The sequence below is a fragment of the Dactylosporangium sp. NPDC000521 genome (assembly GCF_042898305.1).
GTDB lineage: Bacteria > Actinomycetota > Actinomycetes > Mycobacteriales > Micromonosporaceae > Dactylosporangium.
Genome location: NZ_JBIAYW010000008.1, coordinates 327,443 through 343,570, shown reverse-complemented (window position 1 = coordinate 343,570; position 16,128 = coordinate 327,443). Strand labels below are relative to the sequence as shown.

Annotated in this window: 16 protein-coding genes and 1 pseudogene; 5 read left to right on the top strand and 12 right to left on the bottom strand. The window is 68.4% G+C overall.

Going from position 1 to position 16,128, the window contains the following annotated elements; translation table 11 throughout:
- Window positions 1–630: 630 nt before the first annotated feature.
- Window positions 631–1,779 (top strand): hypothetical protein, encoded by a 1,149-nt coding sequence (locus tag ACFY3L_RS27065; RefSeq protein WP_389329601.1) that lies wholly within the window; start codon window positions 631–633, stop codon window positions 1,777–1,779.
- A gap of 495 nt (window positions 1,780–2,274) precedes the next feature.
- Here ACFY3L_RS27065 and ACFY3L_RS27060 read toward each other — a convergent pair whose 3' ends face one another.
- The gene (locus ACFY3L_RS27060) at window positions 2,275–3,165 is read right to left on the bottom strand and encodes a hypothetical protein (RefSeq protein ID WP_389329598.1); all 891 of its coding nucleotides are present in this window, start codon (window positions 3,163–3,165) and stop codon (window positions 2,275–2,277) included.
- A 355-nt stretch (window positions 3,166–3,520) separates the two neighbouring features.
- Between ACFY3L_RS27060 and ACFY3L_RS27055 the strand changes: the two genes are divergently transcribed.
- Window positions 3,521–3,697: a hypothetical protein gene (locus ACFY3L_RS27055; protein ID WP_389329595.1), complete on the top strand. Its 177-nt coding sequence runs from the start codon at window positions 3,521–3,523 to the stop codon at window positions 3,695–3,697.
- Here the strand turns inward: ACFY3L_RS27055 and ACFY3L_RS27050 are convergent.
- From ACFY3L_RS27050 to ACFY3L_RS27025, 6 genes are all read right to left on the bottom strand, one after another.
- Complete coding sequence (locus ACFY3L_RS27050; protein ID WP_389329592.1) at window positions 3,690–4,517, bottom strand: HNH endonuclease; 828 nt, start codon at window positions 4,515–4,517, stop codon at window positions 3,690–3,692. The genes ACFY3L_RS27055 and ACFY3L_RS27050 overlap by 8 nt on opposite strands.
- 41 nt (window positions 4,518–4,558) lie before the next feature.
- On the bottom strand, window positions 4,559–6,094 hold the full coding sequence (locus ACFY3L_RS27045) for an AAA family ATPase (RefSeq protein ID WP_389329590.1): 1,536 nt from the start codon (window positions 6,092–6,094) through the stop codon (window positions 4,559–4,561).
- A gap of 249 nt (window positions 6,095–6,343) precedes the next feature.
- Window positions 6,344–6,760 (bottom strand): hypothetical protein, encoded by a 417-nt coding sequence (locus ACFY3L_RS27040; RefSeq protein ID WP_389329587.1) that lies wholly within the window; start codon window positions 6,758–6,760, stop codon window positions 6,344–6,346.
- A 32-nt stretch (window positions 6,761–6,792) separates the two neighbouring features.
- On the bottom strand, window positions 6,793–7,380 hold the full coding sequence (locus ACFY3L_RS27035; RefSeq protein ID WP_389329584.1) for a hypothetical protein: 588 nt from the start codon (window positions 7,378–7,380) through the stop codon (window positions 6,793–6,795).
- Entirely contained in the window at window positions 7,377–8,060 is a 684-nt protein-coding gene (locus ACFY3L_RS27030; RefSeq protein ID WP_389329582.1) for a hypothetical protein, read from the bottom strand. The genes ACFY3L_RS27035 and ACFY3L_RS27030 overlap by 4 nt, the downstream gene beginning before the upstream one ends.
- Window positions 8,061–8,318: 258 nt before the next feature.
- Window positions 8,319–9,203: a DNA-processing protein DprA gene (locus ACFY3L_RS27025; protein ID WP_389329579.1), complete on the bottom strand. Its 885-nt coding sequence runs from the start codon at window positions 9,201–9,203 to the stop codon at window positions 8,319–8,321.
- Here ACFY3L_RS27025 and ACFY3L_RS27020 point away from each other — a divergent pair.
- Window positions 9,197–10,074, top strand: a pseudogene (locus ACFY3L_RS27020) (IS5 family transposase). The gene ACFY3L_RS27025 and the pseudogene ACFY3L_RS27020 overlap by 7 nt on opposite strands.
- Window positions 10,075–10,249: 175 nt before the next feature.
- A complete protein-coding gene (locus tag ACFY3L_RS27015; RefSeq protein ID WP_389329576.1) occupies window positions 10,250–10,729 on the top strand; it encodes a hypothetical protein in 480 nt (159 codons plus the stop codon).
- A 16-nt stretch (window positions 10,730–10,745) separates the two neighbouring features.
- Here ACFY3L_RS27015 and ACFY3L_RS27010 read toward each other — a convergent pair whose 3' ends face one another.
- From ACFY3L_RS27010 to ACFY3L_RS26990, 5 genes are all read right to left on the bottom strand, one after another.
- A complete protein-coding gene (locus ACFY3L_RS27010) occupies window positions 10,746–11,231 on the bottom strand; it encodes a hypothetical protein (protein WP_389329573.1) in 486 nt (161 codons plus the stop codon).
- 284 nt (window positions 11,232–11,515) lie between these two features.
- Entirely contained in the window at window positions 11,516–13,048 is a 1,533-nt protein-coding gene (locus tag ACFY3L_RS27005) for a DUF2637 domain-containing protein (RefSeq protein WP_389329570.1), read from the bottom strand.
- Window positions 13,049–13,196: 148 nt separating this feature from the next.
- Window positions 13,197–13,529: a hypothetical protein gene (locus ACFY3L_RS27000; RefSeq protein ID WP_389329567.1), complete on the bottom strand. Its 333-nt coding sequence runs from the start codon at window positions 13,527–13,529 to the stop codon at window positions 13,197–13,199.
- A gap of 129 nt (window positions 13,530–13,658) precedes the next feature.
- Complete coding sequence (locus ACFY3L_RS26995) at window positions 13,659–14,930, bottom strand: tyrosine-type recombinase/integrase (protein ID WP_389329564.1); 1,272 nt, start codon at window positions 14,928–14,930, stop codon at window positions 13,659–13,661.
- Between the two features lie 277 nt (window positions 14,931–15,207).
- Window positions 15,208–15,810: a helix-turn-helix domain-containing protein gene (locus tag ACFY3L_RS26990; RefSeq protein WP_389329561.1), complete on the bottom strand. Its 603-nt coding sequence runs from the start codon at window positions 15,808–15,810 to the stop codon at window positions 15,208–15,210.
- 110 nt (window positions 15,811–15,920) lie between these two features.
- Between ACFY3L_RS26990 and ACFY3L_RS26985 the strand changes: the two genes are divergently transcribed.
- Window positions 15,921–16,109 carry a helix-turn-helix transcriptional regulator gene (locus ACFY3L_RS26985; RefSeq protein ID WP_389329558.1) on the top strand — a complete coding sequence of 63 codons (189 nt, stop codon included), beginning with the start codon at window positions 15,921–15,923 and terminating at the stop codon, window positions 16,107–16,109.
- Window positions 16,110–16,128: the final 19 nt, after the last annotated feature.

Below are 16,128 nucleotides of genomic sequence, written 5' to 3'. Positions count from 1 at the left end.
AGAAGTGCAGCGGGGCGAGCGCCGCCATCCCTGGCGGACACACGACGCTTGGCGGTGTTGGTCCGGTCCGAGCGAGGACGGCCCACATCTGCTCGCAGCTGCCTGTGGCGAGGGTGCGGACGGCGCGCATGGCCCAGTTCGGGGCGAGGCAGGCGCGCCGAACCTTCTACACGGCCCAGCGGGCGGTGGCGAGCCGGCGCCTGACGATCGTGAGCGGCTCGTTGAGGCCGTGCTCGGCGGCCAGGTCGCACGCCGCGGTGGCACCGAACAGCCGCGCCCGCGGGTTCAGGGCGAGGTTATGTGGCGGATTTGAAGGCGTTCAGTGGTCAAATTCTAGCCTGCGATTCGAGATGGTGTCGGCGTACGGCGTACAGGTAGTTCCAGTGCAGAATCAGGTACGCGAAATGTGCAAGCTCCGGACGGGAGCGCACGGGACGCAGCGACGGCGGCCAGCCGAACAGCCTGCATCCGACGCTCACGCTCAGTAGTTGACGAGCGTGGGGCCGGGCGCTCGGATCGCGACAAAAGAGCGCCGATCGAGAACTGCTGCCCGTACGATTGGCGGATGGGCAGCGTCATCCTAGTAAGCAACTTAGAGTCCCAGCCGGGGCCAGCCCCAAGGAGCACTGGATGAATACGTTGGCAGCGCCGGAACAGCTGTTTCGCTGGATCCGGGAAGCTCAATTTGGCGACTACTCGAAAAACTCCTCGTCCTGGGTGCGCAGCTTTCACCAGAAGCTTTGGGCGACCGCGAGCCTCACACGTCCTACTGCATCCATCTCGTGGCCGAAGGAGCTTCGGGCGGAGAATTTGGCCGGCAGCGACAAGGCTACAGGCGAATTTTTGCGAAGATCGCGAGAGGTCGAGGCAATGGCGCGAGGAGTAACGGAGGCTTTAGCTCAGATAAAATTGACTGAAAATCTGCTTGTTGGCTCGCTCGCCGAGGACGTCGTACAGGAATTCACCAGGAGGCGAAACTCGTCTAGCGGAACTGGTTTCCTCGACTGCCGGGTGGAGGCGAACAACGACATTGACCTGGTCGCAGCCGTCGCCTGCGTAGCGGCAGTCTTAATCATAGTTCGGCGCTGCCAGCACGATGGCGAACAACCCCCCACCGGATTCGGCGATATGCTCGACAGTCAAGGACTTGCAGGCATCGCGGCCGACGTCGATGAGCTATTGACGACTTCTATCTACGGCTACGGCGAGGCGTTATCAGCGTGTCACAAGGCCCACCTTAAGGCCAAACGAGCCGCGGCGGTCGGGTTCCATGAGTTCGAGCAAAACCTCTGGTTACGCGTCCTTATCGTGGTCCGCAATCAGATTGAGTACGTGCGCCAGAAGGATTTTACCTTCACGTCCGTGCTTGTCGAAGGAGACCTCGACTACGCCAGCCATGACGACAGCGCGGAAATGGAATTTTACAGCCTTCCCGTGGATGAGCAGGAATTGGAGGAAAATTCCCCCAAGATTACGCTTCAGCAGTACTGCGATGGACATGATGCCCGGCTTCGAGGTTTAAAGGGGCCGCATGGGGCCGCAAGGTTCCGCTTCGACTTCATGCTCGTCTCAATGGGCTGGCAGAACCGCATTTACTTGATCGAGTTCAAGAGCACACAGTCGAAGACGTGCCAAGGGGAATGGCCCAATATGATCAGGTATGAGAACTTCCTCAAACGCTTCGCCAGTCGGGACCACGGAACGGCGGAGTTGCGTCATGTGAGTTCACTCGTTACTCCATCCGACGTCGTTTGCAAATGTCGACGCCTGTGGCACTGATGAGCTCGCTCGGGCTGGCTGAGACACCGTAGGGCGCTCAGTACAAGGAACGCACCATCGTACGCACTGCTGCCGCCCACCAAAGGCAACAGCGACGCACTGTTCTCAGATCCGGGCGCTGGCGGAGAGGGCACCCATCACCCTGGGTAGCTGAGGACTCTGGCGGCGCCTCGGCCGCCAGCTTTGCTGCCCGGCCTTACGGATGTCGATGGCTACTGTGTACTCGACGGCGTACACGGCTCTGCACTGCGACTGGAACCCGCACGTCGCCGGATGGCCGAAACGCCGGCCCGCTCTTCAATGAAGTCTCGCAAGCGCTTGTTTTCTGTGGTCAACATGCGTAGCTGTTCCTCGTAGATTTCGAGGTGGCGGCGGAGGTCTTCGTTCTTCCTTCGTAGGCGGCGGAGGGCCTGCTCGGGCGCGGTGGTCTGGCGCGGCGGGCGGCGACGCTTCGGGCCGTCGGTGTGTTGTTGGCCTGCGGCGTCGAGCACGGCGTCAGTGATCGCGGCGAAGTGCCGGTAGAAGGTTGTTCGGTTGACGCTGAACTGGTTGGCGAGCGCGGTGACGCTGGGGAAGGCGCCGCCGCTCCGATGGTCGGTGAGTAGTTGCTCCGCTGCCGTCCGGACCTCGTCGTCGGCAGGCAGCGCGGGACGGTTCATCGGTTCTCCGGTAATGGTGGCTGGTGTCCGGCGCCGACAGCAGGGTGAGCAGGTCCTGGCGCTGCTGATTGAGGCGGTCGACGACGTAGGGGGCGATCGCGTCGGCGTTGCTGAGCAACTCATCGAGTCTTCCGAGCCGGTCGACGAGAGCTTGCCGATTTTCGGCGGTGAGCGCGACGTTGCGGCAACGCAACGGCTGGCAGTTGTTCAGGTCGGGACCCTCGGGCCTGAGTTGTCGCCGGCGGAGCGCTCGGTCGGGGTTAAAGACGCAGGTCACGAACTTCCCGAGGTAGACGTTCGGGTCGTTGCGGCGCATGATCAGCGCGAGCCGCTTCGGGTCGGTGACCACGCTGCCGACATAGGCAACCTTGCGTTCGAAGTTCGCGAGTCGGCTTGCTACTTCCTCGGCGGCGGGCCGCGTAGGTCGTGGTGCTGGTGTCTCTCGGTCATGGTGAGCAGTCGCTCGCCGCGCTCCAGCAGCAACGCGTCCGCGGCTGAAGTGGGGGGTGCGTTCCAGCGGGCGGTCCAGGCGGCTCGTCCGGCCCGGAAGCCGGGCGCTGATATCCCGGGTCCAGTTCCACCAGTGCAGCGGGTAGTCGGGGCGGCGGCCGTGCCGGTCGATGGCCCGGTCGCGGTCGATGCGGCGTTGCTCGTTGGCCGCGAACCCCAGCACATGGCTGGTACCCGGCCGGGATGTGCTCGGCGATCCACGCATCAATCGGCTCACCCTTCCAACGAAGGCTGCTTCTCTGCACCAGATGGAACCGGTAGCTCAAGGTGAGTTCGACTCGTTTCCTTGGTAGGAGAGGGGAATGTTTCGTATGGATGCGCTGCGAGAGCGGCTAATGAACGGCCGAATGGACCTGCCGCGGATCGGATTGGTCGAGCCAGGCCTAGGCACCTTGCCGCCGTACGTGGTGATCGACGATTCGGGCATCGAATTGGAGCCCGTGACTCGGTACCTGCGGGACCTGGCGTTGACAGGGCCGGTGGCACGCCGGCCGGGATGGTGAATCTGCGGACGGGCAGCCGGCATTGGGCTCACGGGTTTCCTCGCTGGTCTGCTGATCTCGATCGTCGGCGTGTCCGGTGCCGTGTTCCTGTTCCTGTTCCTGTTCCCAGTGCAGCTCAGCGTCTTGCACGTGCCCAGCCCGGCCGTCACGCCAACCAACCTGCTGTTCAACGTCGTCTCCGGCCCCGGCGCGCTCGCCCGTAAGTTAGTAGATGCCTTCGATCCGCCAATGAGCCGGATTAGGTGACCTCACCGGCGGTGCGGATCGCGCTGTCGGCGAGGTAGCCAGGATTATCAGCCAACGCTTCGTACATGGCGCGCTGCCAGCAGTTGACTGACGTTGCGGCCCAGCTGGACGCGGCGTCGCGGAGATGTTCCCGGAGTGCATCTGGGCCACCATGCTGGCGCAGCTTGATCAGCCACTCTCGCTCACCGTTGACCTGCCGTGACGCCTGGGTGCCGTACAGCGTAGCGAGATGGAACTGTGTGAACTGATGCCGGATCCGCGCTTGCATTGTCGCGCTGAATGTCGGGTCCGGTTCGGCGAAGAAGGCGAAGGCAACGGGATCGAGCGACACGACCCGCGCGAACAACCACCGGCCGCGATCCGCATGTTCGAAGTACGGATGCAGGGTCTGTGTGCTGGTGCTGGTCGCGACCATGTCGTTCTTGCGGTGGTTGCAGACCGAGCAGGCGGGGACAAGGTTGTCGGGAACGACGGCCAGCAGCGGATAGGACGCCTTCGGTAGCTGGTGGTCGAGGGTGTCCACGTCCCGGTGTCCGCAGAACGGGCAACGGCCATCCGGGGCCCGGCTGAGAAGCTCGTTGTAGCGTCGCCTACCGACCTCGTTCTGGACCAAGCCCCCGTTGTATGCCCATAGCAGTGCTGACCGGACGGCTTCGTCATCCGGTTTGTCCTTGAGATCCTTCAGCAGGTGCAACTCGCCGAAGAGAGCTGCTCGCTCATAACGCTCGGCGACCTCAAGAACAACCATGTTGAGCCGAGAGAGCCGGTCGAGTCGGTCTTTCGAGCGGGAACTGCAGATAACGTCCACGTAGAAGGTCAAGACCTCCCAGCCGGCATACAGAGGGCGCGGGACAGGCCACATCAGGGCTCTCCGCCGCTGTCCCGCACCGCGATCAGTGTCCGTGCGATGGCCTTCGCTTCCGTGCCGAGCTGGCCGCCAAATTCGCCCAGCACTGCCTCGTACGACATGCCGTCGCGCACGGCGGCGCGGATCATCCGGTGGTAGCCGGAGTCGGTTACTTCCAGGGAAAAGACCTCATGGGTCAGAATGCCGACGTTCTCCCCGAAGGTCTGCAACGAGGGCCGTTGCGCAACAACGACCGTGCCATGGCGACGGATCAGCCACACGCAGGACGAGGGCACCTCCTGCAACACGACCGGCGAGTGGGTAGCGACGATCGCGACACCGTTGCGGTCTAGCAGCAGGTCGGACAGCGCCCGCACGAAAGCGGCAAGCAGCGGCGGGTGTAGATGCGCTTCCGGCTCGTCCAGGACTACGAGGGTGCGTTCGTGAACCCGCTCGACAAGGCTGGTGATTGTGAGCAGGACGATTGCGTGGCCCGAGCTCAAGGACGCGAAAAGGCCCGTGGCCATCGTGCGGCGCTGTTCGGCTGATGCGCCGCCAAACTCGGCCGTCCAGGAGTCATCCTCTAGGAACCCGGAGCCCGAGTATCGCAGCGTGGCCACGGCTGTTCTCCACCGTTCGGCAGCCGGGCCTGTCAGGCATGCTTCCAGGCTGAGGGAGAACATGTCGGCCAGCTGGTGTCGGTCGAGACGAGCCGAACGATAGTCTCCTTCAGGCCAGTGCGCCCCGATATGAACATAGGGCACGGCCTGGTGCTCCGTTGGAATGGATACGAACTCGTCGAAGGCGCTGAAAGAGACGGCGACTACGCCGCGGAAGGTGGCTCCGGATGTGGTGCCACGCTCGATGATCCGTCCGACCTCGGTCGGATCTGCGCGGCGGTCAGCGACCGCGCGGACCACATTTCGCAGCAGATACGACTTGCCGGCGGCATTGCGGCCGATGAGTACGTGAGTGTTCGTCGGTGGCTGCTGGCCAGGAAGCACGGTGAACTCGAGGCTCCGCTCCCATGTCGGGCTCACATTGAATGATCGCTCGGCGGGCTGATACTCGAACTCGTAGGGCGTCACCCGGGCTCCGCCGCGCGCGATACGGCTGAACTGATTCTGCACAACGCTCACCGGAACACCGCGCAGCAGAGACGTGGTGGTCACATCGAGAGTTTCGGCACGCCGCAACAGCGCCGGGTAATAGGCCAGGTCACGCAAAGCCGTGAGTACCTCGACCCGGATGGCCGGTCCGAGGTCGTTCAGATTCTCGTAGTAGGTGTCGTCCACACCGAGGGTGAAGTAACTGCCGTCGAGGATCTCGAACTGAGACGGCAGGTCAGACCAGGCGGTCCAGCCCTCCGGCACGCCGAACCCGCCGACCTTGAGGTTGCCGATAGCGTGCCAGGTACCGGCGTCATCGACAATCTGCAGTTGGAACATCGTGACGTACCCGTAGTCGTTCCACCCGTCTCGCACCAGGAACGCCTGCCGGGGAGATCGCGGCGGATGGACCTGTCCGCGGACGATCTGGGTGAACAGCATGCGGCCTCCAAGGGGCTGCCGTCAGGGAGAATAGGTGGGTCAGGGGCCCGTGATTGCGGGCGTTCCAAGATATCCCGGCACGGCGTAGCCATTCGGAGCACGGCGCGGCACCGGGCCCGACCGGCCTCCGCTGCCGCGACGCACCATCCTCATCCTCGCCATGGGCACCGCGGGGCGCGACATCGCGCCCCGCACTGGGTACCCGGGCAGCTTCACCGCCGCCGCGATCGGCTCCACATTCACCGCCGCCTACTGCTTTGCGGAGCCGGCCGCCGTGAGCCAATTCTGATCAGTTCGTGTATCCGCTTGCGTACGCTTGGTGCAGTCAACTATGCACCGCCGGTTCGACACCTGCGTGACGGTCCCCGTCGCGGCGAGTTCGTCGGAGAGCCGGACCGGCCCGGACCGCACCAGCCGGGTCGGGGATGCGGTGTCGTCGAGCACGAGATAGCGGCGGCCACCCCCGGTGCGCAGCGCCGGCCGTGCGAGTTGCACGGTGCGGACCCGGTTCGCCTTCAGCAGGGGCAGCAGCACCTGCTCAGTGTCGCTGTAGGTGTCCGGGTACTCGTCACCGACCTTGGCGATCGCGACAGTTAGCGCGGACAGCGGGAACGTGCGGCTGGACGCATCGGTCAGCCACCGCACCACCAGCGCGGTCGAGTCCACGCCGGCGCCGACACTCGCCACCACCGGCCCAGTCATGTGGCCGCGTCCGCGTTCGTGCTGGCCGCTGCCGCGGCGTCGCGGAGCAGCTCAAGCGCCCGCCCGGCACCGTACCCGGTGCCGTAGAAGCCCCAGTACGCGTCAAGGTCGCACCACCGTTCCGGTTCGCTGTGCCCGCACACCAGGCAGTGAAGGGCCGGAACGCGCTGCTGGACGAGGACGCCGTAGACGTCGCCGTCGAGCCAGGCCCGCCACTCGGTCTGCTCGGCGGTCAGGTCACAGCCTCCGGTGACGCCGATGTGCGTGCGGTACGCGGCGGTATCGAAGACGAGCACGGTGCAGTCCGGGCCGGTGATCACCGCGACGGTGCTGGTGCCGTGGTGGATGCGCAGGTACCGCGCGAACCGGTCGACGTCGGCGAAGTGCTCGTAGGCGGTCTCGATGCGGTGGCCGTGGGCCGGTTGGTAGACCTCGGCGGCGAGGTGGGCGCGGCCGTCGCGGTCGATCAGCAGCGTCGGGGCGAATGCGTCGCCCCACGGCTGTCCGGCGTCGATGTCGGTGACCAGGACGGCCCGCCATCCGTCGTGGCGCGGGTCGGTGACGATGTCGAGGATGGCGTTCACCGGCCACCGCCGGTCGTGGCGCTGGACGCGGTGTGCAGGATGCTGACGGTGCTGTCGGGCATGCCAGAGCGCCGCAGGGCGGCCGGGAGGGGCGCCGCGTTGCGGTGTTCGAGCACGGACGCCGCTGTCTGGCCGAGTCGGGCGAGCACGTGCTGGCGCGCCTCGACTGCTCCGGTTGCGGCGCACCTGGCTGTGCCGGTGCCGCCACCACCGCTGGCGATACCGCGAAGTGTGCGGTTACTCTGTCGCCGCGGCCACCGCGAACCCGTGCCGGTCGTCGCGGCCGTCATCGTAGCGGACATGGTGTTCACCAGATCGGCGACGACGTCGAGGACCTGCCCGGCGGCGCGCGCGCCTGCGCCGGTGAACCGGTCGGACGCGATCCGGGCGGACGCGAGCGTCACCGGCCCCTGGTGCACCAGCAGCAGAACCCCGCCGTCGCGGGACTCGCCCACGGATGTCGGCTCGACCGTGACTGCCAGGACAGGCGCACGCAGCCGGAGCGCGACGCAGGCCGGCACCAGGACGGCAGCGTCGGTGCCGAAGTCCCGGGCGCCCGGGTCAAGGACCGCAAGAATGCTGGCGAGCTGGTCAAGGTCGTCGGACAGCAGCAGCGTCTCAGGCACGTCGGGGTCCTGCGCCACAAGCTCGCAGAGCTGTCCGAACGTCTCCCGATCCACCGCAGCGACCTCCGCCGTTGCCGTGTCGGGGACACGGGGGCGGCGGGGTCTGCGGGGGTCGTGCGGTCCAACCGCGCCGCCAGCGCGGCGAGCACGACGACCTGCGCGACATCGACCGCAACGACCAGGGCGATGGTGATGGCGATGGTGATGGCAATGCACATGGACAGCTCCAGAAACGGAAGAAGGCCCCACCAGATGGCGGGGGGCGAAGGAGACGAGCACGGACCCGCGAGAGCGGGGCTGGCGATGTTCGGGTCAGGTGGTGGACGAGACTTCGAGGGCTTCGTACGCGCCGGTCGGGTCGAGCAGGCCGGCGGTGAGGGTGTCGCCGCTGGGATACGGCCGAGCCGCGAACACCACCTCGTAGGCGGTGTCCGCGGCAGCGTGGTGGCTGTCGGCGGTGACGTAGAAGACGGGCACCCGGCGGGTCCGCCAGTGGCCGTCGTCCCACGACGCGGTCGCGGTGATCTGGTACAGCCCGGCGACGCGCGCCGTGCCGTGCGGCACGTCGGACGGCAGGTCAGGCGCAAGGGTCAGGATGTCGTCGGCTGACGCGACGAGCCGGGCGCCTTGGGTGGCGATGAGGTCGTGGCAGCCGGCCGACAGCGCCGAGGTGACCGGACCGGGCACCGCGCCGACGGTCCGGCCGGTCTCCGCCGCGGCCCGCGCGACCGTAAGGGTGCCGCCGTGCCGGGCCGCTTCCACGATCACCACCGCCGGGGTGAGCGTGCCGAGCAGCCGCCGCGCCACCGCGGTCCGCGGCAGGGTCGGCTGCGCGCCGGACGGGAACGGCGACACGATCGCGCCGCGGCCGGCGGGCGCGTCCAGGAGCGGGTGCACGGCCGGGTCAGTCCGTTCGGTCGACTCGTCGAGTCCGCGCCCGGCGACCGCCAGCAGCCGCCCGCCTGCCGCGAAGGCTGCCCGTGCGGCGTGGTCGTCGATCCCGAACGGCGATGTGCTGGTCACGACCACTCGCCCGGCTTCGGCTAGGTCGTGTGTCGAAGTCGGGCGTGGGTCTGAGCTGGCCGGACGTGATCGGCCGCGTGTCGGAGATCGACAATGGACGAGGTCTCCGGTAGTTGGTTCATCGACCAAGAAGAACCTGCACCGGAGACCTCGTGGACACCTTAGCGGTGACACGACGGCATGACCTGACCGACGCGCAATGGGCGGCGCTGGAGCCGTTGCTGCCCAAGCCGAAGCGGTCGGGTCGGCCGTCGTTGTTCAGTAAGCGGCAGTTGATCGATGGGATCCGGTGGAGAGTCCGGGTCGGCGCGCCGTGGCGGGACGTGCCGCCCTGTTACGGCTCGTGGCCGGCGGTGGCCGGGCTGTTCCGGCGGTGGCAGCGGGCTGGGGTCTGGGCGCGGCTGCTGACTGCGTTGCAGGCCCTCGCTGATGAGGCCGGGCAGATCACCTGGGACGTGTCGGTGGACTCCACGACCGCTCGGGCGCATCAGCACGCCGCCGGAGCCAGGAAAAGGGGGATCTGCAGGCCGAACCGCCCGGCGGTGTCCGCGACGAGCCAGCCGACCATGCGCTGGGCCGGTCTCGTGGTGGGCTGACCACGAAGGTTCACCTCGGGTGTGAACAGGGGCAGAAACCGCTGTCGCTGGTGTTGACCGCCGGGCAGCGCGGCGACAGCCCGCAGTTCACGGTGGTCCTGGACGGCATCCGGGTACCCAGGTTGCACGGCGGGCGCCCGCGGACCCGCCCGGACCGGGTCCTGGCCGACAAGGCGTACACGTCCCGGGGGAATCGCCGCTACCTGCGCCGCCGCGGGATCAAGGCATGCATCCCGTCCAAGACCGACCAGGACGCCAACCGGCGCAAGCTCGGGTCGAAGGGCGGCCGACCACCGACCTTCGACCCCGAGACCTACAAACAACGCCACGCCGTGGAATGCGGCATCAACCGCCTCAAACGCAACCGCGGCGTCGCCACCAGGTACGACAAGCTCGCCGTGCGATACGAAGCCACCCTCCACATCGCCGCGATCAACGAGTGGCTATGACTTCGACACACGACCTAGCTCCCGGGTCTGCTTCCCATGCGGACCGCCAGGTTTGCGGTACGCCCGCCCGCCCCGGCCGCCGAGCCTCGCGGCCCGGGGCTATTCGCTGTCCAGCACTCATGCCGAACGACCTCGCCGACGACTGCCACTTGCCGGGAGGGTCCAGAATGGGGCCATGACGTCCCAGGATCCCGGCCCGGTGTTGTCACAGCACAGCGGCATGGTCGCCGCATCGGCCGGCCGGGTGCGCGAGCTCGTCCTTGCGGTCCCGACCGGCGAGTTCAGCGGCGCTGAGGTGCCGCTGGTCATCGGCGGGCAGGGTGATCGCCGGGTGCTGATCACCGGCGGACCCGAGGTGTTCCGCGCGATCCTCACCGGCATCCCGATGACGATCGAAGTCGACCAGGACGCCGGCTGGGTGCAGGCCCGCGGCGAGTGGTGGTGGTGCGGCCGGTTCAGCGTGGAGGAGGACAGCTCCGGCCACACCCTTGTGCGCCAGCAGACCTTCAACTGCGCCGCCGGCCTAGCCGGCAGGCTCGTGCCGTTCACGGTCGGGCGTGGACACCGGCAGGCCGGCGAGCAGGCCCTGCGCCGCCTGCTCGACGACCTAGCCCAGCGTCTGGACTGCAAGACCTGGCTGCTGCCGGACCGCTGACCGGAGACCTCGCCCTTTATCGATCAATGACGTGCGTGACTTCTACCGCCGCTGACGACTTCGATACACGCTCTAGGGCGGCGGCGATTTCGGCGGCGAGGTGGGCGCCGTACGCGGTGCAGGCCCGCGCGCCGGTCACGGTCGTCGCCCGCCGCAGCAGCGACGCGACATCCCGGTCGCCGCGTACCCACAGGCACGGCACGTCGACCGCGCCCGTCCCTGCCGGCCATCCGGCATCTCCGGGGACCAGCATGCTCAGCCCTGAGCGGTGCGCGGCATCACGGATCTGCCGCCCGGCGGCGACCGCATCTTCTGGCACCGGGCCGTGCCCGTCTTCGGCGGCCGGGGTGTCATCCTCCCGGCGGGGGAAGACCCAGCTGTCGTCGGGTATGCCGTTGGCGAGTGCGGCACCGCGCAGCTCAATTGGGAGTTCGCCGCCCACGTACCGCGACAGCAACGCCCGCACCGAACGGACCTCATCTTCGACGGCAGAGTCGGGCATCAGGAACCTCCGCAGGGTTGATACGACGGGCTCGCACCGCGCTGGGGCGGTCCGGGCCGGGGACGGTCACGTGGTGCCTGGGCGGGCGCCGACCGGGGTCAAGCCAGGTCGGCAGCCCCCGCGCCGAGGATCGGCGCACGGAGCGCAGCGTTTCCGGCGCTGCGCTGCACGCCGGACGGGTCCGCCGAGCCGGGCGCGGGGCGCCCGCCGGGCGGCTTGACGACGGCAAGACCGGGCAGGACCGTGCCGGCTCCCCGGTCCGGCCGCGACGGTGGTGGGAACGGTCAGGTCGCCGGACCTCCCGGCGGCTCGGCGTTCAGGATGGCGAGCAGGGCCCCGGCCCGGTTCGTGGCGATCGGCACGCCGGCGTCGCGTAAGCGACTGCTGAGGGCAGCTCTGGACACGGCGATGCCATGCTCGGCGAGTTCGTCGCGGATCTGCCGCCCGACTGGCAGCAGGTCCGACACGTCCAGGTCCGCGGCACGGCGCCGACGCCCGTGCGGCCGGTCCACCGGGGGCACGGTCCGCATGCCGTCGGATGGGCGGTCCGAGGTCGCGGCCTTTGGCCCGGCGGGAGGACCGTACTGGTCCGGCTGGCCGCCGGGGAGGTCCAGTGGTGCGTGGTCGACCTCGTCCGCGCTCTGGTCCGGCTGATGCGGCGGCTGCGGTGTCCGGTCCGGGTCCGATCCGGACATCCCGCTGGTCACGCAGGCGGCTGACCGAGGCGCGGTGAGGTCACGGCCGGCAGCCGCGACGGCAGCGGCGGGCGATGGAGCGCCAGTCGCCGGTCCGTTCCCACGGTCGGCGGGGTCCCGGTCCGCCGGCAGCGGGCGGACGGGTCGGGGGCTGCCGTGTTGGGCTAACCAGGTCAGTGAGGTCAGAGCCGCGCCGGTGTCACCGCGTCGGACCGCGGCCCGGACGGCGCGGCGAGCCAGTCGGCGGACCTCGGCCTGGACCGCGGCCCGGTCGCCGGCGAGGCCCCGTTCGGTCCGTTCGGTTTCAGCGAGGTCCAACAGGTGGCGGCTGCGGGGACTGACCCGGTCGCGGATGTCGAGGGACCAGGCTGCGGCGGTCGAGCGCGGGTAGCGCAGCCAGCGCCGCCAACCGAAGGTGGCGGGAGGGTCGGGCAGCAGTTGCCGGGCGCGGAGCTCGGCGCGGTGCTTCGCGCCGGACCGGATCTCCCACACGACGATCCCGGCGGCGGACAGCACGGCGAGGAGCGCGGCGCCGGTGCGGGTGGTGTGCGCATGCCCGGCGTAGTTGATGCCGGCGGCGAGCCCGGCGCAGGCCCAGGTGAGGGCTCGTGGGGTGCGGGCCGCCTCGCCGTGCAGGCGTAGCCGCTGCGCGGTCAGCGCCATGACGAGGGCCAGCCCTTCGATCGCCGCGGCGATGACGATCCCGACCGGCAGCGGCCAGCCCCGGCTCGTCGCTGCGGTGACCTGCCCGTACACCGCGCCGCCGACGGCGAGGGCGTAGATGCCTGCGGCGTACACGGCGTCGCCGTGTGTGCGGGCGTAGCGAGCCGTGGTGCTGACGCGCTGCAGGACGGCGGCACGGCGTTGCCGGCGCGTGTCGCGGCGAGCGTCGCGGCGGGCACGGGCTTCGTCGGCGGTGCGAAGCCGGTCGGTCCGGGCCTGGGCGGCGAGGCGCTGCCGCTGCTCGGCCAGGTGCAGCTCGCGGGCGGCAGCGGCGTCGGCGGCCTCGATCTGGGCCAGGGTCGCGGCGCGGTTCTGTTCGGCAGCGGCGAGCATGCGCGCCGCCCGTGGGTCGTGTGCCAGGTGGGTCGCCGCATCGGCGTGGCTGGTGGTGGGGCTCACGCGGCCCCACTCGTGCGGTGTGATGCCGCGGCGGCAGCGCCGCGGTGGGGATGGTGGGACATTCGTTCTCCTGACATGCAAAAACGCCCGCTGAATGGCGGGCGTCGGTGGTCGTCTGGACGGCGGTGGCCGGGCAACGCGGGTGGGTTCATGCGTCGTCGTCCGGATGTGCGACGTTGCGGAAGAGCACCGCGAGCGTGGTGGGGCCGGCGTCGGCGTCCAACGCGCGGCCGAGTTCGCGGAGCGGGGCGATTGAGCGGTGGTGCGCGGGCCGTCCGGCATTTCCGGCAGACGGCACGGGCACGGAGGTGGGTGCCCGGTACTGCGTGGCGCGACGGCGCTGGGCGGTACGCAGGCCGGTGATGAACGCCTCGGCGTGCTGGCGGGTGCGGAACGTCTGGCGGTGGCGGCGTTGCCGCGAATCGGTCCAGGTGACCGTGCTGCGGCCGTCGGGGCGGATGCGGCAGGTGGGACCGGGCATGATCGAGGTCCTTTCCGGGGTGATGGTGTTCAGGAGGTTCCGAGACGGTGACGGTGGCGGCGGCGCTGCGTGCTACGGTCGGGGTGCGGACCTGCCCCACGCCTGTGGATCGGCAGGTCCGGCCATGTTTCAGGCGGCTTCCGGCCACACCGACTCGTCAGCTGCCGGAACATCGGCTGCCGCAGCGGCGGCGGGCTCAGTGGGCGCGGCGGGCTCGGCGTCGCCGCCGGTGGCCGTACGTTTCGTTCGGGTTTTGAGCGGGCTCATGGCGATGTCGATGGCGGTCCGGCCGCGGTCCGGGGCGTCGGGCATGAGGTGGCGGTAGTACTCATAGGTGACCTCGACGTTGCCGTGGCCGAGCCATTCACACACGTCGGTGATCGGCACACCGTTGCTGAGCATGGATGAGGCGAAGAAGTGCCGCAGGGCGTGCGTCTTGGCCAGGACGAGGACGAGGTTGGCCTGCTGCAGGGCGGGCAGCCACACCCGGTTGCGGAAGTAGTACTGGTACAGCAGCCCGGTGCGGGTGTGGTTGGGGAACAGCAGTTGGTCCGGCCCGCACGTGCCGTGGGTCTTGAGGTGCCAGCGGAGCACGTCGGCGACGATCTTCGGGAGCGGCGCAGTTCGGCCCGGGGACTCCGGGTCGCGGTGTTTGGTGTAGCGCTTGAGCTGGACGCGGGCGTTCTTGCCGCTGTCGGTTTCACCGTCCTCGGTGATCTGCCGGTCGACGTGCAGCAGCTTCTTGCGGAAGTCGATCTGGTCCAGGCACAGGCCCATCGCTTCGCCGATGCGCAGGCCGCAGCCGGCCATCAGCCAGATCATCGCGACGTAGCGGGGGTCGAACGCGTCGATGAGCGCCTCGACCTCGGCCAGGGAGGGCACGACGACCTTCTCCTTGACCCGGCGGCGGACGTTGGCGCGCCGGCCGGGCAGTTTGGCGCCCTTGGCGGGGTTGCGGCCGAGTTCCTGGTTGGCGACCGCCCACTGCAACGCCGAGGACAGGAACCCGAACCGGGTCTGGATGGTCTGCGGTTTGTAGTGCTTGGTGTCCTGCATCCACAGGATCCATTCCTGGATCTGGGCGAGTTTGAGCGATCCGATCGTGCGGTCCTGGAAGAACGGCAGGATTGCCTGGTTGAGCATGCTGCGGTACGTCCGAACGCTGGAGTTCTCCAGGCCGCGGCTGGTCGCCCACCGTTCGAACAACGCCGCGACCGTCTCGGCGCCGCGTTCGGCCTCGATGTAGACACCGGTGAGCAGGTCTCGTTCGATCTTGGCGCGGAACACGTCGGCGTCACGTTTGAGGCGGAAGGTCCGCTGCCGCTGCCGCTTGCTGGGGTCACGCCAGAAACAGGTGAAGCCGGGACCGTCGCTGCTGGGTTTGACCCATGCACGTGCCATGCGTTGCTCCTTGCTGTACCGCCGGGCACCGGGCCGAGGCGCGTGTCATCGCCCCGGCACGCCGGGGCGGCGGCCGGGTCGCGGACAGGGGTGATCGCCCCGGCTGCCGGACACGGCAGCGGGTTACGGGTATGGGGTATCGGCCGCGGACGCCACTCGGCGCCCCGGTGGATGGATACGAGGTATCGGCTCGCGTGCCGGTCCGGCGTCACGAGCTGGGTGTTGATCGGTCTAGCAAGGGGTCAGCGCGGACGGCTGGCCGCGCTGCGGTTCGTGGCTATTCCAGGCGGCTGAGGAAGCCGTCGATCGTGGCGAGCAGGTCCTGCGTCGACGCGCCCGAGGTGATGGCGTCACGGACTTCACCGAGGACGTCGTGGACCTGCTTGCGGGTCTTGCGATGGATCTCTTCGCTGTCGGCGAAGAACCCGTCGAACGCCGCCGTGGCTTTCGCCAGGAACTCCGCTCGCAGCTGCTGCGACAGCGGCCGTTCGCCACCTCCCGGGATCTCGGCGGCGACGGCGGCGTAGTGGTGCCCGTCAGTGCCCTCGAGAGCCTCCTGGCCGCGCATCCAGCGCAGGAACCGCGCCGGGTCGACCACGACACCGGGCGCCACCTGGACCGGGCCGGACGCGGCGACCAGCAGCGCCTCCGGCGGCACGTCGAGGACGTAGGCGAGCCGGATGAGCTCGTCGACGGTGGTCGCGGTCTGCCGGCGCCCGGCCTCGATATTCATCAGCACCGTCGCCGACATCGCTGGGTCGTCGTACAGCTCAGCGGTCCGGGTCGGGTTGAGCTTGCGGCGCTTGCGCAGCTCCTTCAGCCGCTCCCGGACCACCTCGCCCAGCGTCCGCGGCGCACCCTCCACCTGCCCACTTGTCATGTTCGTAAGTTTTACTCGCGCCCTTGACAAAGATCAAGCCCTCCAGCCACGCTCGCTTTCCACAGACGTAAGCAAGTGCGAATCACTTGCTGAATCAGAAAGTAGGCGACTTGGCGGACGAGGTGAAGGGGTTGTGGTCGCACGAACAGGCTGCGGCCTACCTCGGCATCACCGAACAGACCCTGCACTACATGAACTACAAGGGCGAAGGCCCCAAGTCGTACAAGGTCGGTAAATACCGCCGGTACCGGCAGCGCGAGATTGACGCGTGGCTGGAGACCCGCAGCAGCCAACGGTGACCTGCACCACATCACATCC

What these genes read in the sequence shown, in the direction of transcription:
- ACFY3L_RS27065 (WP_389329601.1), top strand. Translation starts at nt 631, where the DNA reads ATGAATACGTTGGCAGCGCCGGAACAGCTGTTTCGCTGGATCCGGGAA.
- ACFY3L_RS26995 (WP_389329564.1), bottom strand. Translation starts at nt 14,930, where the DNA reads ATGGCACGTGCATGGGTCAAACCCAGCAGCGACGGTCCCGGCTTCACC.
- ACFY3L_RS27015 (WP_389329576.1), top strand. Translation starts at nt 10,250, where the DNA reads ATGACGTCCCAGGATCCCGGCCCGGTGTTGTCACAGCACAGCGGCATG.
- ACFY3L_RS27010 (WP_389329573.1), bottom strand. Translation starts at nt 11,231, where the DNA reads ATGCCCGACTCTGCCGTCGAAGATGAGGTCCGTTCGGTGCGGGCGTTG.
- ACFY3L_RS27045 (WP_389329590.1), bottom strand. Translation starts at nt 6,094, where the DNA reads ATGCTGTTCACCCAGATCGTCCGCGGACAGGTCCATCCGCCGCGATCT.
- ACFY3L_RS27000 (WP_389329567.1), bottom strand. Translation starts at nt 13,529, where the DNA reads ATGCCCGGTCCCACCTGCCGCATCCGCCCCGACGGCCGCAGCACGGTC.
- ACFY3L_RS26990 (WP_389329561.1), bottom strand. Translation starts at nt 15,810, where the DNA reads ATGACAAGTGGGCAGGTGGAGGGTGCGCCGCGGACGCTGGGCGAGGTG.